General features: G+C 70.0%; 19 protein-coding genes. 6 read left to right on the top strand and 13 right to left on the bottom strand.

Features of this window, described 5'->3' with window-relative positions:
* Positions 1-12: 12 nt before the first annotated feature.
* From ACZ7EC_RS10185 to ACZ7EC_RS10145, 9 genes are all read right to left on the bottom strand, one after another.
* Entirely contained in the window at positions 13-285 is a 273-nt protein-coding gene (locus tag ACZ7EC_RS10185) for a DNA-binding protein (protein WP_471060328.1), read from the bottom strand.
* Positions 282-899 (bottom strand): hypothetical protein, encoded by a 618-nt coding sequence (locus tag ACZ7EC_RS10180; RefSeq protein ID WP_471060326.1) that lies wholly within the window; start codon positions 897-899, stop codon positions 282-284. Before ACZ7EC_RS10180 ends, ACZ7EC_RS10185 begins: the two co-directional genes overlap by 4 nt.
* A gap of 126 nt (positions 900-1,025) precedes the next feature.
* Positions 1,026-3,050 carry a hypothetical protein gene (locus ACZ7EC_RS10175; protein ID WP_471060324.1) on the bottom strand — a complete coding sequence of 675 codons (2,025 nt, stop codon included), beginning with the start codon at positions 3,048-3,050 and terminating at the stop codon, positions 1,026-1,028.
* Entirely contained in the window at positions 3,040-3,210 is a 171-nt protein-coding gene (locus ACZ7EC_RS10170) for an S-type pyocin domain-containing protein (protein WP_471060321.1), read from the bottom strand. Before ACZ7EC_RS10170 ends, ACZ7EC_RS10175 begins: the two co-directional genes overlap by 11 nt.
* A gap of 298 nt (positions 3,211-3,508) precedes the next feature.
* Positions 3,509-4,393 carry a hypothetical protein gene (locus ACZ7EC_RS10165; RefSeq protein WP_471060318.1) on the bottom strand — a complete coding sequence of 295 codons (885 nt, stop codon included), beginning with the start codon at positions 4,391-4,393 and terminating at the stop codon, positions 3,509-3,511.
* Positions 4,390-6,333: a hypothetical protein gene (locus ACZ7EC_RS10160; protein ID WP_471060316.1), complete on the bottom strand. Its 1,944-nt coding sequence runs from the start codon at positions 6,331-6,333 to the stop codon at positions 4,390-4,392. Before ACZ7EC_RS10160 ends, ACZ7EC_RS10165 begins: the two co-directional genes overlap by 4 nt.
* A 218-nt stretch (positions 6,334-6,551) precedes the next feature.
* Positions 6,552-7,475: a hypothetical protein gene (locus ACZ7EC_RS10155; protein WP_471060313.1), complete on the bottom strand. Its 924-nt coding sequence runs from the start codon at positions 7,473-7,475 to the stop codon at positions 6,552-6,554.
* Between the two features lie 150 nt (positions 7,476-7,625).
* Complete coding sequence (locus ACZ7EC_RS10150; protein WP_471060310.1) at positions 7,626-8,303, bottom strand: Crp/Fnr family transcriptional regulator; 678 nt, start codon at positions 8,301-8,303, stop codon at positions 7,626-7,628.
* A gap of 196 nt (positions 8,304-8,499) precedes the next feature.
* Entirely contained in the window at positions 8,500-9,573 is a 1,074-nt protein-coding gene (locus ACZ7EC_RS10145; protein WP_471060307.1) for a hypothetical protein, read from the bottom strand.
* Positions 9,574-9,982: 409 nt separating this feature from the next.
* Here ACZ7EC_RS10145 and ACZ7EC_RS10140 point away from each other — a divergent pair, with 409 nt between their 5' ends.
* On the top strand, positions 9,983-10,738 hold the full coding sequence (locus ACZ7EC_RS10140; RefSeq protein WP_471060304.1) for an SDR family oxidoreductase: 756 nt from the start codon (positions 9,983-9,985) through the stop codon (positions 10,736-10,738).
* Positions 10,739-10,913: 175 nt separating this feature from the next.
* The gene (locus tag ACZ7EC_RS10135) at positions 10,914-11,354 is read left to right on the top strand and encodes a TIGR03618 family F420-dependent PPOX class oxidoreductase (protein ID WP_471060300.1); all 441 of its coding nucleotides are present in this window, start codon (positions 10,914-10,916) and stop codon (positions 11,352-11,354) included.
* Positions 11,355-11,400: 46 nt separating this feature from the next.
* Here the strand turns inward: ACZ7EC_RS10135 and ACZ7EC_RS10130 are convergent, their stop codons facing one another.
* The gene (locus tag ACZ7EC_RS10130; RefSeq protein WP_471060297.1) at positions 11,401-11,766 is read right to left on the bottom strand and encodes a winged helix-turn-helix transcriptional regulator; all 366 of its coding nucleotides are present in this window, start codon (positions 11,764-11,766) and stop codon (positions 11,401-11,403) included.
* Positions 11,767-11,998: 232 nt separating this feature from the next.
* Between ACZ7EC_RS10130 and ACZ7EC_RS10125 the strand changes: the two genes are divergently transcribed.
* Complete coding sequence (locus ACZ7EC_RS10125; RefSeq protein WP_471060294.1) at positions 11,999-12,535, top strand: TetR/AcrR family transcriptional regulator; 537 nt, start codon at positions 11,999-12,001, stop codon at positions 12,533-12,535.
* Between the two features lie 60 nt (positions 12,536-12,595).
* On the opposite strand, the gene ACZ7EC_RS10120 is transcribed toward ACZ7EC_RS10125, so the two are convergent.
* A complete protein-coding gene (locus tag ACZ7EC_RS10120) occupies positions 12,596-14,260 on the bottom strand; it encodes a trypsin-like serine protease (RefSeq protein ID WP_471060291.1) in 1,665 nt (554 codons plus the stop codon).
* Between the two features lie 408 nt (positions 14,261-14,668).
* Between ACZ7EC_RS10120 and ACZ7EC_RS10115 the strand changes: the two genes are divergently transcribed.
* Together ACZ7EC_RS10115 and ACZ7EC_RS10110 are read left to right on the top strand one after the other, a co-directional pair.
* Positions 14,669-15,616: a hypothetical protein gene (locus ACZ7EC_RS10115; RefSeq protein WP_471060287.1), complete on the top strand. Its 948-nt coding sequence runs from the start codon at positions 14,669-14,671 to the stop codon at positions 15,614-15,616.
* Positions 15,617-16,101: 485 nt separating this feature from the next.
* The gene (locus ACZ7EC_RS10110; RefSeq protein ID WP_471060284.1) at positions 16,102-17,058 is read left to right on the top strand and encodes a helix-turn-helix domain-containing protein; all 957 of its coding nucleotides are present in this window, start codon (positions 16,102-16,104) and stop codon (positions 17,056-17,058) included.
* A gap of 18 nt (positions 17,059-17,076) precedes the next feature.
* On the opposite strand, the gene ACZ7EC_RS10105 is transcribed toward ACZ7EC_RS10110, so the two are convergent.
* Entirely contained in the window at positions 17,077-17,913 is an 837-nt protein-coding gene (locus ACZ7EC_RS10105) for an SAM-dependent methyltransferase (protein WP_471060282.1), read from the bottom strand.
* A gap of 248 nt (positions 17,914-18,161) precedes the next feature.
* Positions 18,162-18,374: a DUF397 domain-containing protein gene (locus ACZ7EC_RS10100; RefSeq protein WP_471060277.1), complete on the bottom strand. Its 213-nt coding sequence runs from the start codon at positions 18,372-18,374 to the stop codon at positions 18,162-18,164.
* A 536-nt stretch (positions 18,375-18,910) separates the two neighbouring features.
* On the opposite strand from ACZ7EC_RS10100, the gene ACZ7EC_RS10095 reads away from it, so the two are divergent.
* Entirely contained in the window at positions 18,911-19,216 is a 306-nt protein-coding gene (locus ACZ7EC_RS10095; RefSeq protein ID WP_471060274.1) for a helix-turn-helix domain-containing protein, read from the top strand.
* The last annotated feature ends 92 nt before the right edge of the window (positions 19,217-19,308 follow it).

The following is a 19,308-nucleotide window of genomic DNA, read 5'->3' as shown; positions in this document are numbered from 1 at the left end:
AGGGGGAAGCGGTCAGTCGAAGAGGGTGAGCGCCACTCCGTCGGCGACCTCGTCGGCGAAGACCGGGCGCTCCTCGATGCCCAGGGCGGCGAGGAGGTCCACGGTGCGGACTCGGTGGCGATGTCCGACCCGGATCGTGTGGCAGGGGAACGCCCCTTCGCCGACGAGTCGGTAGGCGGTGGCCAGGCACATCCCGAAGGCCCTGGCCGCCGTGCGCAGATCGACGCTCACGGGAAGGTCGAAGATCTCACGGAAGGTGAGGGCGGTGTCATCCCGACCGGTCATCGGGCCCTCCCGGCGCGGCGCAGGGAAAGCGCGGCGACTTGGCGGCCCCGGCCCGAGTATCCGACGCCGGCGGCCGTGTCAGCCAGGCCCCAAGCCCGCGCCAGCGCGCCGAGCCGTACGCCCTCGACCCGGTGGGCGGGGACGGTGATCCGCAGGGTCGCCGCGAGGCCGTGGGTGCCGGGCGCCGGGTCGTAGTCCGCTTGCCAGAAGTCGTCGCCGTCCGCCGCGACGGGGGTGCCTCCGGCACTGTCCACGTCGTCGACGGCCCTTTCGAGGTACGTGGTGCGCCATACGGTCCAGGCCCGTGTGCACGCCGAGCGCAGCACCGTACCGCCGGGATCGGCGTCGTGCGGGTCGACTGCCGCCAGCGCCTCGAGGTAGCAGGTAGCGAGTTCGGCTTCGACGTCCTCTCGCTCGGCACCGAAGTGCGAGGTGATCTTGAAGGCAGCGCGGCGAAGTCCGGGCAGCCCAAGCCACAGCACCATGGTGGGCCAGTCGTGCCGCCCATCGGAGTCCATGTGGACGCGCTCGGCGATCTGACGCCACAGGACCGTCCGGGTCTCGGGGCAGGTGGAGCGGTCATAGAGCAGGCGCCGGGCCTGTGCCGGAGTCAAGGGAGTGCCGGACGGCTGAAATCCGTCGGACAGGCACAGCGGAGGATTCGGGGCGCCGTCCGCACACCGGCGTTCGACGGCGGCGAAGATGCCTTTGACAGGCGGGAAGGTCATCGATCCTCCTGATCAGTCGGTGTTCGAGGCCGCGGCATCGCCGCGCAGTTCCGCCAGGGCACGGGCCGCCAAGTCCTTGCCGGGCAGGCCGTCGGGCCCCCGCCCCATGGCGAGCAGCCAGCGAAGGAATCCGGGCTGCCGGGCCGCCACCAGAGCATCGAGCAGTCGGCTGAGCGCCCGTGCATGGTCCTCCGCACCGTCCGCTTCGGCAGCCCAGTTGATGAGTGCGTCGCGCATGGCGGGGAAGGCAGCCGGTTCGTTGAGGGCGTGCCCCACCAACTCGGCGGCACACGACGCCGGCTCCGCGCCGGAGAGCACCAGTTCGCTCCACCACGCGAGGTCCGTGCCCGCCATGTCGGGGCAGACGAAGGCGGCCACCGGTCCGAGGGGGCCGTCAGACCGGGCCCATTCGAACATCCGGCGCAGCACGTCTGCCCTGGCCGCGGAGTCGCCGATCTCGAAATGCCGCACCAGCGCTGCCATGACGACACCGATGAGGGACATGTCCGCGTCGTGGCGCTGCGTCTCGACGAGTTGGCGCAGCAAGGGCAGGGCCTGCGCTCCCGTGATCCGTCCGCAGTCGGGGTGGCAGGCGTACGCGGCCACGCTGCGCCACGGTTCCTCGGCCGCGACGCTCCACCGATCCAGAAGTCCGGCGGCCCTCTGTCCGGCCACCGGGTCGCCGGCGGCCGTTCCCAGGCACCACGCCGCCACGAAGGGTGCCGCCAACGACGCGGCCGACGCCAGGTCAGGCAGGTGCTCCAGGGATCGTCCCGCGGTGGCCGCCGCCATGGCCGCGGCACCCCGTCCCGCCCGTTCGACCTGCTCCGCCTCGTGGCCGGGGTGCGCGAGCCAGAGGTGCAGCAGGGGCAGGAGGTCCGTACGGTCGCGGCACAAGGCCTCCCAGACGGTCTCCGTCACCGCGGGCCAGAAGAAGGAGACCGTGTCCGCGTTCTCCGTGCCGGGGCGCCGGACGCGGTGCGCGCCGAGAGCGCGCAGCGTCTCGGCCGACAGGGGACGGACCGGGCCGCCTGCCGCAAATCCGCCCGGGCCGTGCGCGTCGGGTTCCCGCTTGTCCGACGGTGCCAGCAGCCGCAGCAGATCCTCTGCGCGCTCCTGCACCACACCAGGGGACATTCCTCCGTAGACGCAGAGGGAGAGGAGGTGGGCGAGAAGGGTGGGATCCGCCTGGGCCCGTGAGAGGATCTCGGGCCCCTCGGTCCGGGCGAGGTGCCGCGCGACCTCGGCGCCGGAAACTCCGCTCGCGACGCCCAGACGCAGTACGGCTCGGGCCGCCTGCACAGCTTGGCGCGGCGGCAGACCCTCCGGCAGCAGTTCGTCGTGGTGCCCCGGCTCCAGCGACCGCAGCCACGCCGCGCACGCCTCACCATCGGAACAGCCGTCCGACAGATGCGTGCTGAACACTTGCCGCGGGTCCGGCGGCAGATGGCAGACGACGGGCATGCCCAGGTTGTCCTCCAGGGAGGCGACCAGCCCCGGAGCGCTCGCCAGGACGAGGACCAGACGGGCCCCCGCCTCGGCCAGACGCCCTTCGAGGCGGGATATGTCCCATGCCCGGAGCGCGAGGGGCTCCGGGGGCTCCATCACGAGGTATCCGTGCACACCGTTCCCCCGCGGTCCCCATTTGGAGAGGTTGACCGCTCCGTCCACCTGGACGAGCAAGGGCTCCTCGCTGCCGTGCGCCAGCAGGTTGAGGGCATGTGTCTCCCGCCCGCTCCCCGGTTCCCCGACGAGTACGGCGATGCCCGAGTCGAGCGCGGTCAGGGCCTCTTCGAATCCGGGAGGCGGCACGAAGCACCGTCGGGCCGACTTCAGGCGGCCGGCCCGGACGGGGCCCTGTCGCATCGGTGCCGCGGACCCGCCGCCTTCGGGCGGGCCGACGGTGGTCTGCCGTTGACCGCCCGCCACCACACCCGTGTTGACGGTGCCGTGGGGAGCCACCACGACCATCTCGCGACCGGCCAAGGCCGCGAGGACGGCGGTGAGGTCGTCGCTCCGGAACAGTTCAGTCGTCATCGTCCGCTCCGGCGTCCGACAGGCCGGCGAACTCGACGGTGGTGACGTGCTGGCCGCCGTGGACGACGCCCGTGTTGATGATTCCATGTTCGGCGTTCAGCACCGTCGCGGGCTCGCTCTCCGTCGTACGGCAGGCCCTGGGCGCCGTCGGACGGGGCACCGCAGACGCGACGGCGTTTCCTGGTGCACGAAAATCAACGAGATTATTCGTGTTGCGGTCTTCTTCTGTTCGCATGTCGACCTTCGGTGAACTGAGCGCCCTTGGTGATCGGGCGTTCGCCTCGTGGACACATCGAGATTCCCGCACAACGGTCCGCGGATCGGTTCCCAAGGACCGGAAAACGAGTGAGCGCAGTCACATTGCTGAAGCATTCCGGAAAGCACGCCAAAAAAGCGAGGCGCTGCCTTGACGGCAGCGCCTCGCCCTTTCGCTTCACTCGTCGGCCGCGGTCGTGAGATCAGAACCCCCCGCCGGGGACCGGGCGTCCGAGGGAGGCGATCCGATCGCGCAGGAGGCAGGAGAGCTCCTTCCTCTCCTGTTCGGTCAGTGCGCCCAGCAGTGCGGCCAGTTCCTCCTGCCAGTCCGTGCGCGGAGGGCTGAGCAGGTCCGGGTGGTCGACTGCCCAGTCGAGCACCTGGCGTACCTGGTCAGGGTGCCTCAGGAGCCAGAGTGCCGCCAAGGACACCGGTCCGGCGTGAAGCGCCTGAAGACAGAATTCGTACTCCCCTCGCCGACTGGTCGTCCACGAGTAGCGGACGCCCAGGCCTTCCTCTTGGCCGAGGAGAAGCTCCTCACCCGTTTCCCGGAGCCGGACGTCGAACACCCGGAAGGTCAGGCCCGTCTCCTCCAGCCGCTGTGGCGCTCCCAGGTGCTGCATGATCTCGGGCGCTCCGAGTCCGCTGCCTGCGGCCGCCTGTATGTCGGCCAGCTGGTGCAGTGCGCCGGTGAGGTGGCCACGCACCACGTGCCAGCCGTGCATGGTCCTCGTGCGGACCAGCCGCACGGGGTCGTGCACCCACCAGGACACCCACAGGTCGACCGATTCCGTGCCGTAGACCGTGGGAAGGCCGACCGCCCTGGTCTCCACGTGTTCGGTCGTATCCACCCGGAACGCTTCCGCGTAGTCACCGCCCAGTGTGGGTGGCGCCGCCTCGTCCGGCACGGGCAGATCAGCCGCGCTGCCGTCGGGATCGCCACGGCGTCCGAGGACGTAGTAGACCCCGTCCGTGTCCCTCAGCACCAGTGCCCAGTCCTGTGCCGTGGACCAGCGATAGCTGAGGATCTCCCGCCAGGGCGGCCTGGTGACCCGGTGGTACAGGGGTTCGGTCGATTCGTCGCTCACGCTGCCTCCCACCGTGCGCCGGAGCGCCATCTGTCCAGCGCGGTCCGTGCCACGTACTGCCCGGCCCAGCCGCCCGTCCCTCTTTCCTGCAATTCGACGAAAAGCCGGAACTCGCCCCTGTGCATGGCACCGGCCAATTCCTCGAACAGGTTTTCCACAGCCCGGCGCGACACGTCGTCCCACTGACCCCGTTCGGCCCAGCCGAGTAATTCCGGGCACGTCGCTTCGAACACCTCGTCGGAATTCAACGCGTGGCGTGTCATGTCGACGATCGCGGTCGCGTCAGGCCCCCACGCGGCAAGCCGGCGTACGAACCACTGCGGGGACCGAAGCAGGTGCCCGAACAGTGCGAGCACCTGGTCCCTGTCGCATCGATCCTCTTCCAGCCATGCGACGAGGCAGCCGAACACCTGGGCCTCGTGACCGGCCTGGAACAGGCTCATAGTCGCGACCCGCACAGCGGCCAGGACCTGATCGTTTCCGTCCGCTCTTTCGCTCGCCGACCGGTCCCGGACGCCGAGGAGGAGTGTGCGCAGGAGACGCAGTGCGAGGTCCGGACGTGAAATGCCGAACTCCGAGCCGCACGCGTAGGCGACGGTCGTCCGGCGCTGGGAGTCGGCAGCCCGGCTCCAGCCGTCGAGGCGATAGCGCACCTCCGCGACGAGAACAGGGTCCTGGGCCGCGATGCCCAGCGCGTTCGCCGCGATGAGACGGCTGTTCACGCGCTCCGACCCGGCGAGCGCCTGAATGTGGCGCAGCGCGCGCCGCCCGCCTCCCCATTTCGCCGCGTTGCCCATGAACCTGCCGGCGGCGAAGGTGAGTTCGTTGGTCCGGTCCACCTGCCGCAGCCACTCCACCAGCAGCTCCGACAGCCGTCCGTACTCGCGCCACACGTACCTGAGCACGGCCTCCGCCTGCCGGTGTCCGACGAACGCGATCGCTTCCACGCTGTGCGCGTACGCCCCGGCCGTGTGGATCCGGCGCTCCTGCCGGACGGCGCGGACGGCGTGCAGCAGTTCGGTGAGGGAGTGCCGGAAGACGAATAGCGGGTTGGGGCGTCCGGCCTCACCCCCTTCAGCACCAGTTCCCGGCAGCATCGCGGCCAGACGGCCCTGCGACAGCGTCAACAGCCTGTCCGCTTCCTCCCGGACGAGCCGGTGGTCCAGCCCTTCGAAGACACAGGCGGCCAGCAGGAACGCCAGGGCGTCCGGATCATCGCGCAGTCGTGTCACGAGGTCCGGGACCTCTTGCTCGGCCCGGTAGCCCAACCGCGCCTCCAGATCACCGAGAGCCTCCGGGTCTCCGTCCGCCGCCACGATGGCCGTCACGAGTTCCACCACGTCGGCCGGAACCAACTCGGGAGCCAGCAGGTCGCCCAGATCGTGGCGTCCCTCCAGCGCCGACAGCAGACGTTCCCTCTCCCACCGGTCCTCCACCACCGCCTCGAAGTAGGTGCCGAACACCATGGCGGGCGGCGGCGGTACGCACATCATGGGCGTCACGTGCAAGTCCTGTTCGAGTCGGCGCAGCAGGTCCGTGTCATCGGGCAGGACGATCACCATGCGCGCCCGGACCTCTTCCAGCAGCGCGCGTACATGCCCCAGTACACCGGGGCCGAGCGGCCGGGACGGGAACAGTCCGTCCATGAGGTATCCGCGCGCCGACGCGTCGGTGGGCTGCCAGCGGTCCAGTTCGACGACGCTGTCCAGCGCCCGCAGCGGAGCCTCCTTTCCGCAGCTCGCGCGCAGCAGGTTGAGGGCTGTGGTGCGGCGGCCGGTCCCGGCGCGTCCGGCGAGGAAGAGCGGCCCCCGCTCCAGCATCAGCAGCGCTTCGTCGAACCAGCCGGGTCGTGCGAACCCGAACTCGGCTGCCAGCGCCTCCGCTTCCGGAATGGGCCCTTCGCGTACCCTCCCTTCCCGTGGCGGGCGTCCACCGCTCACGGACGCGTTGTGGATGCGTTGCCCGCCGTGTACAGAACCGGCGTTGACGTTTCCGTTCGGGGCGTACACGAACGGGCCGCCCACCCGCGCGGCGCCTCCGATGGCATCGATCAGCTCGGACAGTTCCCGTTCGGCCTCATCACCGCAGGGCGGCCCCTCCAGCGGGACGCCCGGAGCGGGCCCTTTCGTCCCGTCCGGCGGGATGCCCTCTCCGGGTGTCACCGCCGCCCCTGATACTTGTCGCCGCGGACCTGGTCCCCCTGGAAGCCCCGGACACGGCCGGCCTTGTTACCTTCGACATGATCACCGGCGACGTGGTAATTGCCCACGCTCTGCCCGCCGTGGAGGGTGCCGGTGTTGATGTTCCCGTTGGGGGCGCTGTTGCTCATGTGCCGGTCCTCCCCGATCTCGTTCACCAATGCGGGCGCGGCGTCGGGCGCCGCCGGCGCGGTGGCCTCGTCGTTCGCGGGCTCCTCGTACAGGGGCCCTGACGGCTGCGGTACGTAGAGCCACGCCCGCTGGGAGAACGGCTTGCCGTCGACGGTCGCGGCCACTTCGACGAAGTGGTCGGGGTGGCGCCCGGTGTAGCCGCTGGCGACCACGTCCTCGAAGCAGCGCTCGGAGAGGATGGCCGCCACATGCGTGACGTTCTCCTTGTGGGAGGCGAGCACAGCCTTGACCGGGCGGGAGTCCAGCAGACGATGCGTGTCGTTGCGTGCTGTGCCGTTACCGCCGAACTCGTCTCCCGTGTCGGCCAGCGGGCCGATGTGCAGACTGGCCCGCAGCCTGATGGGCAATGCTCCGTGGGACAGCACGTTGTAGTCGGTCAGTACCTCCTGCAGCGTGAACAGCAGGGGGTGGATCACGAACGGCATCCGCGCGGGATCGAATCCGAAGACGTAGCCGTCGCCGGTCGAGGCGGGAAACCTGCGGTCATCCCAGAGGTCCCGCAGCTCCGCCCTGGCCAGGGCCGTCTTGAGAAGTGCGGGTACGGCACGGCTGACGCCTTCGTGCTCGATGCCGGGGCGCCCCGTGAAGTCCTTGGCGTCCACGGCCAGGATGCCCCGGTAGTGCGGCAGTGGGCGACTGTGGGTGTAGGGACGGGTGGGCCGCTCGGGCAGGTCACTGCTCAACTCGCGCATGATGCTCCTCGGTGAAGTCCGCCCGTTCCGCGAGGGGTCCGGGCGGGGACGCTGATGCGTGCGATGACGTGCACGAGGGAGCTTCACAGGGAGGGAGCGGGCGTTCCGTTCCGCAGGCCCCAACGGAGGGTGGCGTGAGTCACATGGCGGTCACGCGCTGTCCCGGCCGCGGACCAGACACCGCAGGTTGTCCTCATTGACCACGGTGATCCGGCACTTGCCGACCTTCACCGTGTCCGCGCCCAGTTCCTCCAGTGCCTTGCTGACGGCCTTGCGGCCCACGTTCAGGTGCTGTGCCAAGTCGTCCCGCGTAAGGGAGAAGGTGGGTGGCTGCCTGCCGGAGGGGTCTCGCCCGTCGGAGCTGTCCACGAGGCGCAGCAGGGCGAGAGCCAGGCGTTCGTGCACGGCTCCGTCATGGATCTCCGTCTGCTCCCACAGACGGTGGGAGGCCATCACGGCGAGACGGTGGGCCAGTTCCGGGCGTTGCACAAGTCGCCGGAAATCCATCGCGAGGACCACGGATGCTTTGCATATGCTCATGGCCCACACACTGGCCGTCCGGGTGCCGCCGCTATGAACCGCCATTTCACCGAGGATCTCGCCCGCCCCCCGGAAGGCGAGCAACCGGCGGCGCCCGTCACGATCGACCCGGACGACTTTGACCAACCCACTTTCCAGGGCGAGCACATGAGTTCCCCGATCCCCCTGAGTCAGCAGGGGGGTGCCCGGCAGGTACGTCTGCAATCGATCCGCCGTCAGTCTGTCCCACTCTGCGCGCGACACCAGCGCACGAAATGGCAGCACCAGAGGAGTGCGATCTTCGCTCATGCGATCACGCTAAGGGCAGCGCGTATCGCTCAAGTGGGGAATGCCGGATTCCGCACCGGGAGGCGCTCAAAGCGGCCGGAACCACACCACTTGGCCAGATCACACCTCGGCCGGACGGGCCGGGCCTGCACGGCACTGTCACACGCCTGTCACCGTCTGCGTCGACGCCCCCGGACCGGAACGCTCTGAGTCGGCCTCACACGGTTCCCCTGGACTGATGTGGACGTCCGAAGAGGTGGGACGTTCCCTGCTGGTGGCGGGACTGGTAGCGGTTCGCCAGGGCGTGGAAGGCCTCCTTGGGTTCCCAGGGCACGTCCGGGTACGTGCGCGCGTTCGCGGGGTAGCCGCTGTACTCGTCGAGGATCTTGACGATGCCGTAGGAGGCGAGGTCGGGGTCCGGTCCGGACAGACGGTGGGGAGTGCCGTAGCCGGCGAAGCTGAACCAGAAGACGGAGTCCACACCTTCGTCTTCGAAGACGGGCATGAGTTCGTCGAGGTAGCGGACCTGCTCGCTCTCGTCGCGCACCAGGTGCGGCTTGGGGGTGACGCCGTCCGGTTCCATGGCCACGTACCAGCCCGAGCCGCCGTAGTCACCCGCCCCGCGGAAGGTGCAGCAGCCGACTTCCATGATGGCCACCGGCTTGCCGTGGGTGAACTCCTTGCGCAGGTCCTCGCGGTATGTGGCGGCGTTGCGCACACTCCGGAAGGCGTCCAGGCCGACGATGTCGAACGGGCTCCAGTCCACGCCGTCCAGGGGGCACGAGGCGTAGCTGACCGGGCCGGCGAAGAGAGGGCGCACGGTGCGGACGACGTCGCCGAGGAAGGCGTTGACCTTGCCGGGGAGGGGCCGCAGTGCGGCTTCGCGACCGGGGCCGGCCAGGACCGGGATGCGCTCGTTGAAGGTGTCGCCGGGCAGGTACCCCCGTGCGAACAGGCTCAGTTCACAGCCGGTGACAAGGACGACATCGGCGCCGTCAAGGCGGAGGCGTTCGGCTCGCTCGGCGCAGTCGGCGAAGTACGGCAGCATCTGTTCGTCGGTCATCTCGCAGGGGAACGGCGAGAACCAGACCTCCAGTCCGGCGGCGGCCGCGTGGCGCGCGGTGGTCTCGATCCGGTCCGGGTCGCCGCCCGTGATGCGGATCGCGGTGCAGTGCAGATCTTCGGCGATGATCCGCATGTCCCGTGCGACGACGTCGGAGTCGAAGACGGGGCGGGAGGTGTCGCCGTTGGGGAAGGTGCCGGTGTCGTAGTGGATGCCTTTGCCTCGCATGCCTTGCGCCTCCGATGAGAACTCGCCTGTCGCCTACGACGCGATCGTCAAGCCTCCAGCCGCGTCAGAGTCAAGCCCGGATGGCCCGGATGGTGATCAGCCGTTTGATCGGCCGTTTGAACCCGATCGCTGCCGCCTCGCCGATGGACAGGATGCGAGGCACAGGAAAGCCCCGTGGCGGTCAGCCCCGCATTGCCGGCGGATGCGCGAGCGTCGGAAGCCACAGGGCCAGGCGGAGGTGTGGACCTGCGCGCGATAGACGTCGCGGTTGCATCGCACCAGACATCAGTCGATTCGTTTTTCTGACTCACTTTGCTATGGTGGTGCACGTGAGTGAGTTCGACAATCGAACTCGGCACGTCAGGGCCGTTTGCCCGGCCTGGATCCCGCCTCAAGGAGCAGTACCGCTATGTCCTCGATTCTGATCACCGGCGCCTCCAAGGGCATCGGCCGAGCCATCGCCGTGGAACTGGCCAAACGCGATCACCGTGTGGTTGCCACCGCGCGTGACCCCCGCGCCCTGGAGGGCCTGGATGTCGCAGAGCGGCTGCGGCTGGACGTGACCGACCAGGCCAGCGTCGACACGGCCATCGAGCGGGCCGGGGAGATCGACACGCTGGTCTCCAACGCCGGCGTCATCTTCAACGCCGCGGTCGAGGCCAGCCCGCTGGACGAGATCGAGCGCCTGTACGCGCAGAACACCGTCGGCGCCATCCGCGTCACCCAGGCCGTCCTGCCGCAACTGCGCCGGCGCGGCAAGGGCCGCCTGCTCTACGTCTCCAGTGCCGCCGGGCGCACCATCCTCCCCGGCGCGTCGGCGTACGCGGCGAGCAAATGGGCACTGGAAGCCTTCGCCGAGACCCTCGCCGTGGAAGTGGGTGGCTTCGGCATCGACGTCACCCTCGCGCAACCCGGCCCGGTCAGCTCCGGCGCGCTGGACGACATCCTCACCTACCGGCTGCCCGACGACCCCTATGCGTCTCTCTTCGCCGGCGATGGCATACCCGCCGAGATGATGATCAGCCCCGAGCAGGTCGCCGCAGCGGTTGCCGACCTCGTCGAGGCGCCCGAAGTCCCGCTGCGGGTACCGGTCGGCCCCGTCGCCGAACACATCCTCGGCAGTCGCGACAGCGCCCCCTACGACAAGCCCTTCCTGCCCTTCTGATCCCGGCGCCGTACGCGCGGGATCTCAGGCCGCAGGGCCCGGTGCGGTCGATTCGGTCTCCGGACTCTGCCTGCTAGGTTGCCAGCCACGTGCCAGGCACTGCATCCAGCCCCGAAGCCACCTCCGACGACCCGCGCCGGCCACCGCCGTACCCCCCAGCCGAACGGAGCGCCGCATGACCACGCTGCACGACTTCGAAACCCTCGCCCGCTCGGAACGCGGACTCGGTGTGGTGTCCACGCTGCGGCCCGATCTGAGCATCCAATCGTCCGTGGTCAACCTCGGCACCTTGCGCCACCCGGCCACAGGTGCGGACGGCATCGCGTTCGTGACGTACGGCAAGGTCAAGCTCGCCAACCTGCGGGCACGCCCCCGCCTGACCCTCACCGTACGCGCCGGATGGCGATGGGCGACGGTCGAAGGCGCGGCGGAGATCATCGGACCGGACGACCCGCATCCCTCGTTCGACGCCGAGGGCGTGCGCCTGCTCCTGCGGGAGATCTTCTCCGCGGCCGGCGGTGCCCACGACAACTGGGAGGAGTACGACGCCACGATGGCGGCCCAGCGCCGTGCGGCCGTCCTGGTGCGGCCCGAGCGGATCTACGGGAACACCTGAGCGCCCCGTTGACCACTTCGGGCGGTGATACGGACAGCGGGTACGGCTACGCGTCGGCCCCCGCGGGTTGCCGACGCGCCGGCGTCACGTACCGTTCGCCCCACTGACGCAACGCCAGGAGCGTCGGCGCAAGCGCCTGTCCGGCTTCGGTGAGCACGTACTCGTCACGCGGCGGATGCTCGCAGTAGCGCTGCCGCTCGATGACCCCGGCCTCCTCCAGCTTGCGCAGTCGCACCGCGAGGGTCTCCCGCGGGGCGCCGGTGTTGACCTGGATGTCCTTGAACCGGTGCACACCGAAGCCCAGCTCCCGGAGTACGAGCAGACTCCAGCGCTCGCCGACGATGTCGAGAGCGTCGGCGATGGAGCAGACCCGGGGCGCCCCCAGATTGGTCGATTCGCATTTCTGACTCACCCTGCCAGCGTAGCGCTTGCGAACAAGTCGGAGAATCGAACTTTGGGTATGTCGGGCGAGCCGCACGGGCAGTTCCCGGTCCGGGGCCTTGGCGGCGCGTTCTCCCCGGTGGTTACGGAGGATGCGCGCCGGTCATGCCCAGCTTGATGTAACGCATGACGCTTCTTAAGGTATGCGGAGAGTCCTCCGCATATTGTGGTGGAGACTTCTCCACTTAGCGACGTGAGGTCCCGTGGTCCGTGCAGACGCCCGTGAGAACAGGGCACGCATCCTCGCCGCCGCGCGCGAAGCGCTCACCGCGGACGGCAGCACGTCGATGAACCAGATCGCCCAGCGCGCCGGCGTCGGCGCGGGCACGCTGTACCGCAACTTCCCCACCCGCGAGGCGCTGGTCCTGGCCGTCTACGAGGACGAGGTCGCCCGCATCGTCGGCACCGTGCCCGGCCTGCTGGCCGAGATGTCCCCGCTCGAAGCGCTGCGTCACTGGACGACCGACCTCGTCGAGGCGATGCGCAGGAAGCACGGCCTCGGCGACGCGCTCAGCCCCGGCGCGCACCAGGCGATCAGCGAGCAGACCTACGGGCCGGTCATCGCCGCGATCACGGAACTCCTCGACGCCGGCAAGGAGGACGGAAGCATCCGTGTGGACGCCGTGCCGGGGGACTTCCTCCAGCTGACCGGCGCGTTGTGGCGTGCCGCGTCCAGCCCCGAAGACCGGGCCCCCCACATGCTCGCGCTCATCCTCGACGGACTCCGCGCGCACCGGTAGTGGAGGGCCTGGCTTCCTCCGTCGCCCCGGCTGCCTGATCAACCCCCGGAGGGTTCACGGTCAGGAGGTCGAGGCGACGAGCACGTGTTCGGTGCCCAGGCTGTCGGCCGGGGTGTCGGTGTACATGGTGGTCTCGCCGTCGGAGCGGCGGATGACGAGGTCGTCGGTGCGGCCGTTCTCGGTGAAGTCGCCGGTCGTCATGGTGGCGACCTGGGTCCAGCGCCCGTTGGGGTTCTGGATGCGCCGCTCGGCGCCGAGGCCGGACGTGCCGGTGCCGGCGTAGTTGTCGAGTTCGCCGTCGGTCCAGCGGACCATGAGGTCCCACTTCTGCCGGCCGGAGAACTCACCGCTGGTGAGCAGGGTGGCGTTCTTCCACGTGCCGTTGGGAGCCTTGAGCTTGTGCTTCTGCCCGAAGGTGCCGGCGCCGACGTTGGTGTAGAGGGTGAGGCTGCCGTCGGCCCAGCGCACGATCAGGTCGGTGACGTAGCGCGTGCCGCCGAAGCGGCCGGCGCTGATCTGGGTCGCGTTCTTCCAGGTGGCGTTGGGTTTGATCATCCGGGTGCCGGCCCATTTCAGCCCCTTGGAGCCGACGTCGCCGTACAGCGTGACCTCGCCGTCCGCCCAGCGGACCAGCAGGTCGAACCGGTCGGTGCCGGTGAAGTCGCCCGCGGTGACGGTCCTGGCGTTCCTCCAGGTGCTGTTGGGGGCCAGAAGCTGCTGCTCGGCGTCGTAACCGCCGTGCCCGTTGCCGGGGTAGAGCGAGACCTCGCCGTCGGTCCAGACCACGAGCAAGTCGCTGTGGCCGGTGCCGCGGAAGTCGCCGGATGCCGTCAGCCGGGCGTTCTTCCAGGTGCTCGCCGATCCGGGCAGCCGAGGGTCCGCCGTCCCCGCGTAGGGCGGCTTCTTGTCCAACTGCTGGTGGGCGGCGGCGTGCTGGAACAGGTCCTGGGCGTCCTCGCCGTAGACCGGGGCGTACGTCACCCAGTCGTCGTTGGCGTCGTTGCCGCCGCCGTTGTATCCGCCGGTGCTGCCGATGACGTTGCCCTTGCCCGTGGCGCTGTCGTAGCCCTCGATCCACGGGCCGCCGGAGACGCCGCCGTAGAAGCCCTTGCAGGTCATCCTCAGCTGCCGGAATCCGGGCAGCTGGGAGGTGCTGACCGGGCAGCGGATCGGTGTGTGGCCGGGGTTGACACTGCCGGAGCCGGGATAGCCGATGACGGTGACCTTGTGGCGGTAGCCGCTGGTGGGGGTGAAGGTGAGGGCGCCCGTGACGTCCTCCACCTTGCCGCGGCTGTTGGCGTCGACCTGCGCGAAGGCCAGGTCGAGGTCGGAGGCCGCCGACTTGGTGTTCGCCGTGTAGCGGGGGTCCGTGTAGACCTGGAGGACCGGGAAGACGCCGAACGGCTGCTGGGCGGCGGCCTGGCCACTGCGGTACTGCGGGACGAAGACGCGGTGCGTGGCCTTGCTCAGGCCGATGCCGCAGTGTCCGGCGGTCAGCACGATGTCCTTGGCGGCCGTGTGCACCACGCTGCCCGTGCAGTAGGTGTTGCCGCCGAGCGGCTTGCCGTCGAAGAAGAAGGTGCCGATCATCGGGTGGCCGCCGAAGTGCTGGGGCTGGGGCGTGCCGGGCGGCGGTGAGGCGTGGCCGGCGGCGCCCTGTGCGCGGGCGCCGCGCCGGGGAGCGGCCGGGGCCGAGGGGGCGCCGAACGGGACCGCGTCGGCCATGCGGTCCGCCGTCCAGTACCGCTCCTCGGCACCGAGATCCGGTGCGTCCGAGGGGGTGGCAGCCGATGACGCCGAGGGTGCGGGTGCGTGCGCGGCCGGGATTGCGGGCGGGTGCGGCGCCGACGCCGCCGGGAGAGCCGTGCCGGGGGCCGCGGATGCCGGCACGGCGCCGGGTATGCCCGCGCACAGTCCGAGCGTGAGAGCCGGAACCCATCTGTACCTGGAACGCAACACGGTTTCTTTCCGTCTTGGAGGAAGCCGAACGGTACGCGCTACCCGATCACCAAGGTCGCACACACGTTCGCCATGAGGAAGATCAGCATATCGAGCGGGCGGCGACGCCATCTGACACCGCGTGAAAAGGCAGACAGGGCACAGGCGATGGACAGTCTCCGCAGGAGCGCGCGGGTGGCGCTCCCTCTCCTCCTGCCCCTGCTGGCGGCCGGGCCGGCTTCGGCCTCGCCGTCGACGCCCTCGCTCACGTACGAAGGTGTCAGGTCGGTGCGGCCCGGCGACACGCTGACGGTCGAGGCCCGGCACGGCGAGGCCGCGTACGGCGACACCCTGCGCTCGTCCGCGTTCGTCGCGACGGGCAGGCTGCGCATGATGGACCCGCTCCTGACCGCCACCGTCACCATCGCCTGCGACACCCGGCCCGGCACCTACCCGGTCCTGCGGCGCGGCGCCGGAGACGTGGGCCCGGACGAACACCCCTTGCGCTGGGCGCGGGTGCATGTCCAGCCTGCCGACGAGGCCGCGCGCCGGGCCTGCCGCGACAAGGTGAAGCGGCTGCCCGCGCCCGACCCGGAGGAGCGCTGGGCTCCGGGCGACACCTGGCCCCAGTCGGAATGGGACGTGCGGACCTTCCGGGCCGGCAGCCGGATCACCATCACCGACAACGACGACGAGGGGGCGGACGGGGAGATCAGCCTCACCTCCCGCGCGTTCGCCGACCGCCCCGTCCTGCGCGGCGCCCGAGCCGTCCTGACCGCCACCACCACCCTCAGGTGCGGGACGGCGCCCGGCCTGTACGTCGTCTACCGGCACGACGCCGGGCAGAGCGGTCCGGGCAAGCCCTGGGCGCGCCTGCGCGTCGCCCCCGCCGCGACCGCCGGAACCACCGGAACCAGCACCTCCGCCGCACCCGGCACACCCGCCGCGCCCGGCAATGCCTGCCCCACCGACCAGGTGGCCGCCCGCCCCGCCGGGGGATCCCGCACCGGCATGGTGGCCTGGATCGCGGGCGGCGGCTTCCTCGCCGCCGCGGCGGGCACCGCGGCCTTCCGGTGGGCCCGAAATCGGCGCGCTGAACGGGGAGTTGGGGAAGAGGGCCCGGTGGCTCAGCGAGGGGCGTAGGCCACCCGCTCGAAGGGCCACGCGCGGGCCGGCCAGTCACCGACGACGCGACGGAGGCCGGCGTCGAGGAAGGCGTGGTCGGCGCGGGCCCAGGAGCGGACGTCGATGACGCCCAGGTCCCGGCGTGAGCACGGCGGCCACGAGGGGCTGGGCGGGTGAGGTCACCGCGGGAGGCTGCCCCCGGTTCCCTGCCTGCTCCCGCGCATATCGGCGAGGGACGGCTTCGGTGGCTGTTCGCGGGCCTTCGCCACCGCGCGGGCGGCCGATCCGCCATCGCGCCAACTCCCGCCAGGGGTCGCCACATTGACCGCCCGGACGTGCTCGGCTTCTTCTGGTGGGGTGTATGCAAGGGATGTCCGCGGCCGGGCTTCCGTATCGATTCCGGTTTTCCGGTGATTCGGTCTCCGGGCGGCGTGAGGTTGTGCACTATGGGTCCCCGCGGAGGGGGTGCGGGCAGTCCCATGCGCAGAGGTGAGGAGCAGACGTTGACCAGGCGGATAGCAGGGGTTCCGGGGCCGGACGAGGGCGGGAGCGGTGGTGACATGGCGGGCCGCCGGGGCACCGTGCGCTATCTCAAGGACGAGGCCGTGCCGTCCGCGCCCCGGATGCTGCTCGGGCACACGCTGCGCAGCCGGCGCCACCAACTCGGTCTGAAGCAGGACGAGGTGGCGCGGCGGCTGGACTGTTCCCCCTCGAAGCTCAGCCGGATCGAGAGCGGCATGCACCACTTCAAGGAGAAGGACCTGCTGGGGCTGTTCGTGGTGTACGAGATCGCGGACGAGGAGGAGCAGACCGTCCTGCTCGAACTCGCCGAGATCGCCAACCAGCCCACGTGGTGGCAGGAATGGTCGACCGTGGCGCAGCCGTACCTCCAAGCGGTGATCAGCTTCGAGGACATGGCGACGCGCATCAAGGCGTACAGCAGTGATCTGCTGCACGGCCTGGCGCAGACACCGGCGTACGCCGAGGCGCTGATCAGGCGTGGCCGCGGCGAGCGCGGCACCCACGACGCGCTGCTGGCGCTGCGCAACGAACGGCGGGCGCGGTTCGAGGCCGCACCGGGCAAGAAGCTGATCCTCGTGGTCCATGTGGCGGCGCTGCTCAACCGCGTGGGCTCCCCGGAGATCATGGCCGACCAGATGGAGCATCTGGCCGGCCTGTCCGAACGACGCAACTACCAGCTGCGGCTGGTCGATCCGGCGCGGCACTTCAACCTGCCGGTCGAGCTGGGCACCACGACGATCTTCGACTTCGAGGGCCGGGTGCCCAAGGTCGCCTACGCCGAGAACCTGGACGGCTGCCTGTTCATCCAGGACGAGGACCTGGTGGACCACCGGGAGGTCGTCTTCGACGAGTTGCGCTACAAGGGGCTGGGACCGGACGCGGCGCGGCGCAAGCTCAACGACCTGGCGCGCATCTACCGCAATCACCAGAACCCCTGAGTGCGCGCGCCGCGTCCGTCACGGCTTGCGGGCGACTCCCGCGTAGAGGGACACCTGGCGTTCGCTGAGGACACCGGGCCCGCTGCCGGGCTGCGGATGCCACTGGTGGGCCAGGACCACGCCGGGGTCGACCGGTTCGAGATCCTCGAAGAAGCGCTCCACCTCCGTCCGGCCGCGCACCTGGACGGAGGTGCCCGCCGCCGCGTAGGTGTCGATGATGGCCTGCCAGGCGTCGGGGTCGAATTCCCCGGTGCAGTGGCTCAGGCTCAGGTAGGAGCCCGACGGCAGCGGGTCCAGGAGGCTTCTGACGATCTCGTACGGCTGCTGCTCGTCGGTGACGAAGTGCAGCAGGGCGTGCAGGCTGAGGGCGACCGGGCGTTCCAGGTCGAGGATGTTCCTTTCCCGCACGGCGGCCCAGACCTCCTCGGGCCTGGTGGCGTTGGCCTGGACGTAAACCGTCCGTCCCTCCGGGGTGCCGTCGAGCAGTTCGTCGGCGTAGACGAGGACGATGGGGTCGTTGTCGACGTAGACGACCCGGCAGTCGGGGGCGATGCCCTGTGCCACGTCGTGGACGTTGGGCGCCGTGGGGATGCCGGTGCCCACGTCGATGAACTGCCGGATGCCCTGTTGCGCGAGGTAGCGGACGGCTCGGTGCATATAGGCCCGGTTGACCCTGGCGACGGTCTCGATCGCGGGGAAGACCCGGATCACCTCCTGGGCGGCCTCCCGGTCCACGAGGTAATTCGTCTTTCCGCCGAGGTAGTAGTCGTACATACGCGCACTGTGGGCTTTGTCCTGCCCTAAGTCCGTGTCCGTACCGTCCTGTCCTTGCGCAGGCACAGGCTGCTCTCCCACGGCACACCCCCAGGTATCCGCTGCTCATCCGCCCGCGTGAGGGACGGAATGCACTTGCATTATCCCTATCCATACTGGCCGGGTACCGGCGATGTCCAGAGCTGCCCGATTTCTTTGATGGGACGTCAGAAAGCTTTCACGCCTGGACGCGTCGACCGGTCCGGGTGCCGGGGGCCGCGAGAATCCGGGCCGGCCGGGCGCGCCGTTCGCGGATGCGCACGGCGCGCCCGGCGGCGGCCATCGCCGCCTCAGATGTCACCGCGGCGCACGGCGGCCACGAAAGCGACCGCGGCGGCCGTGGAGACCTCCACTAAACGGCCCTCGCGGACCTTCGAGTCGTCAAAGAGCACCTGCGCGCCCGCCGGTTGTGCGACCTCGACGCACTCTCCCTCCGGGTAACTGTGCGAACTCTTGCGCCACACCACGCCGGCGCTGTCCGCGTCCTGCCGTGTCCTGTACATCGGCTTCCTCACCGAACGACCTCCTGCGGTGAACGAACTCCCCGTCGTCGAGATGCATGTGCATCTCGCCCGGCCAGGTCAGGATCACCGCGCCGCCGGTGATGTATGCGTGCTTAAGGCAACAATGTCTTGATTCAACCGTTGCTCGCTCATGCAAGTGCAGTCTGCGGCCCACGGGTTGACCGCACCGCCGGAATACGTCCCGGACAGGGGCGCGCGTCGGCGGTGGGAATTCGTACGCGAAGTGCCGGGCGAGTGTCGTCCAGCGGCCTTGATAAGCCCTTCAACAGGGATGATCGACCAACCCGCGGTGCCCGCGCCCCTGCCGGCCGAATCGAACGGCAGGCATGAGGGAGGTCCCGACTGCGTGCCGTGAAAGGGGCGTTGACGAGGTGCTGCGCCGACCCCGCGTTCGGAAAGAGGGAGATGCGGCGCCTGCGCGCGCCTAGCGTCATTTCCGCAGCAGACCGAACAACTCCCCTGGCCGAGCTCCAGGCAAGAACGAGCACGTCCCCAGAGCCCAGCGGAGCCCAGCAATGTCCGATACACGCAATCGCCCGCTGACGGGTCCGGCCCATATCGGCGTCGTTCTCGAACAAGTGCGCCGACAGGCGGGCATCCGGCACGAGATCCTGGCGCACCGGACCGGAGTCGGCGTCGACTACCTCACCGGCGTCCTCGGCGGCGCCCGCTTCCCGCAACGCCGCTTCATCCTCCGGTACGCCCGCGCCTGCGGGGCCGACGCGCAGATCCTGCTGAAGGTCTGGGAGGACGAACAGGCGCGGCTTCCGGCGGAATCGGATCGCCGGAGCGGGGAACACCCGCCTTCCGGACGCACGTGACCGCCGCCGGAAACCGTGCAGGAGGCCGCCCGGAGCCGCGGCGCTCGTTCCCGACGCCGTGCCACGCCTGCGACGAGCGCCATCATCAGGCT

The organism is Streptomyces sp. NPDC037203, assembly GCF_055605065.1.
Note: the sequence above shows the minus strand (reverse complement) of the source record. Positions and strands in the feature narration are given on the sequence as shown.

Bases quoted from the DNA above. Each gene is read 5' to 3' on its own strand.
- ACZ7EC_RS10185 (WP_471060328.1), bottom strand. From the start codon at position 285: ATGACCGGTCGGGATGACACCGCCCTCACCTTCCGTGAGATCTTCGAC.
- ACZ7EC_RS10175 (WP_471060324.1), bottom strand. From the start codon at position 3,050: ATGACGACTGAACTGTTCCGGAGCGACGACCTCACCGCCGTCCTCGCG.
- ACZ7EC_RS10155 (WP_471060313.1), bottom strand. From the start codon at position 7,475: ATGCGCGAGTTGAGCAGTGACCTGCCCGAGCGGCCCACCCGTCCCTAC.
- ACZ7EC_RS10150 (WP_471060310.1), bottom strand. From the start codon at position 8,303: ATGAGCGAAGATCGCACTCCTCTGGTGCTGCCATTTCGTGCGCTGGTG.
- ACZ7EC_RS10145 (WP_471060307.1), bottom strand. From the start codon at position 9,573: ATGCGAGGCAAAGGCATCCACTACGACACCGGCACCTTCCCCAACGGC.
- ACZ7EC_RS10140 (WP_471060304.1), top strand. From the start codon at position 9,983: ATGTCCTCGATTCTGATCACCGGCGCCTCCAAGGGCATCGGCCGAGCC.
- ACZ7EC_RS10135 (WP_471060300.1), top strand. From the start codon at position 10,914: ATGACCACGCTGCACGACTTCGAAACCCTCGCCCGCTCGGAACGCGGA.
- ACZ7EC_RS10120 (WP_471060291.1), bottom strand. From the start codon at position 14,260: ATGGCCGACGCGGTCCCGTTCGGCGCCCCCTCGGCCCCGGCCGCTCCC.
- ACZ7EC_RS10100 (WP_471060277.1), bottom strand. From the start codon at position 18,374: ATGTACAGGACACGGCAGGACGCGGACAGCGCCGGCGTGGTGTGGCGC.
- ACZ7EC_RS10095 (WP_471060274.1), top strand. From the start codon at position 18,911: ATGTCCGATACACGCAATCGCCCGCTGACGGGTCCGGCCCATATCGGC.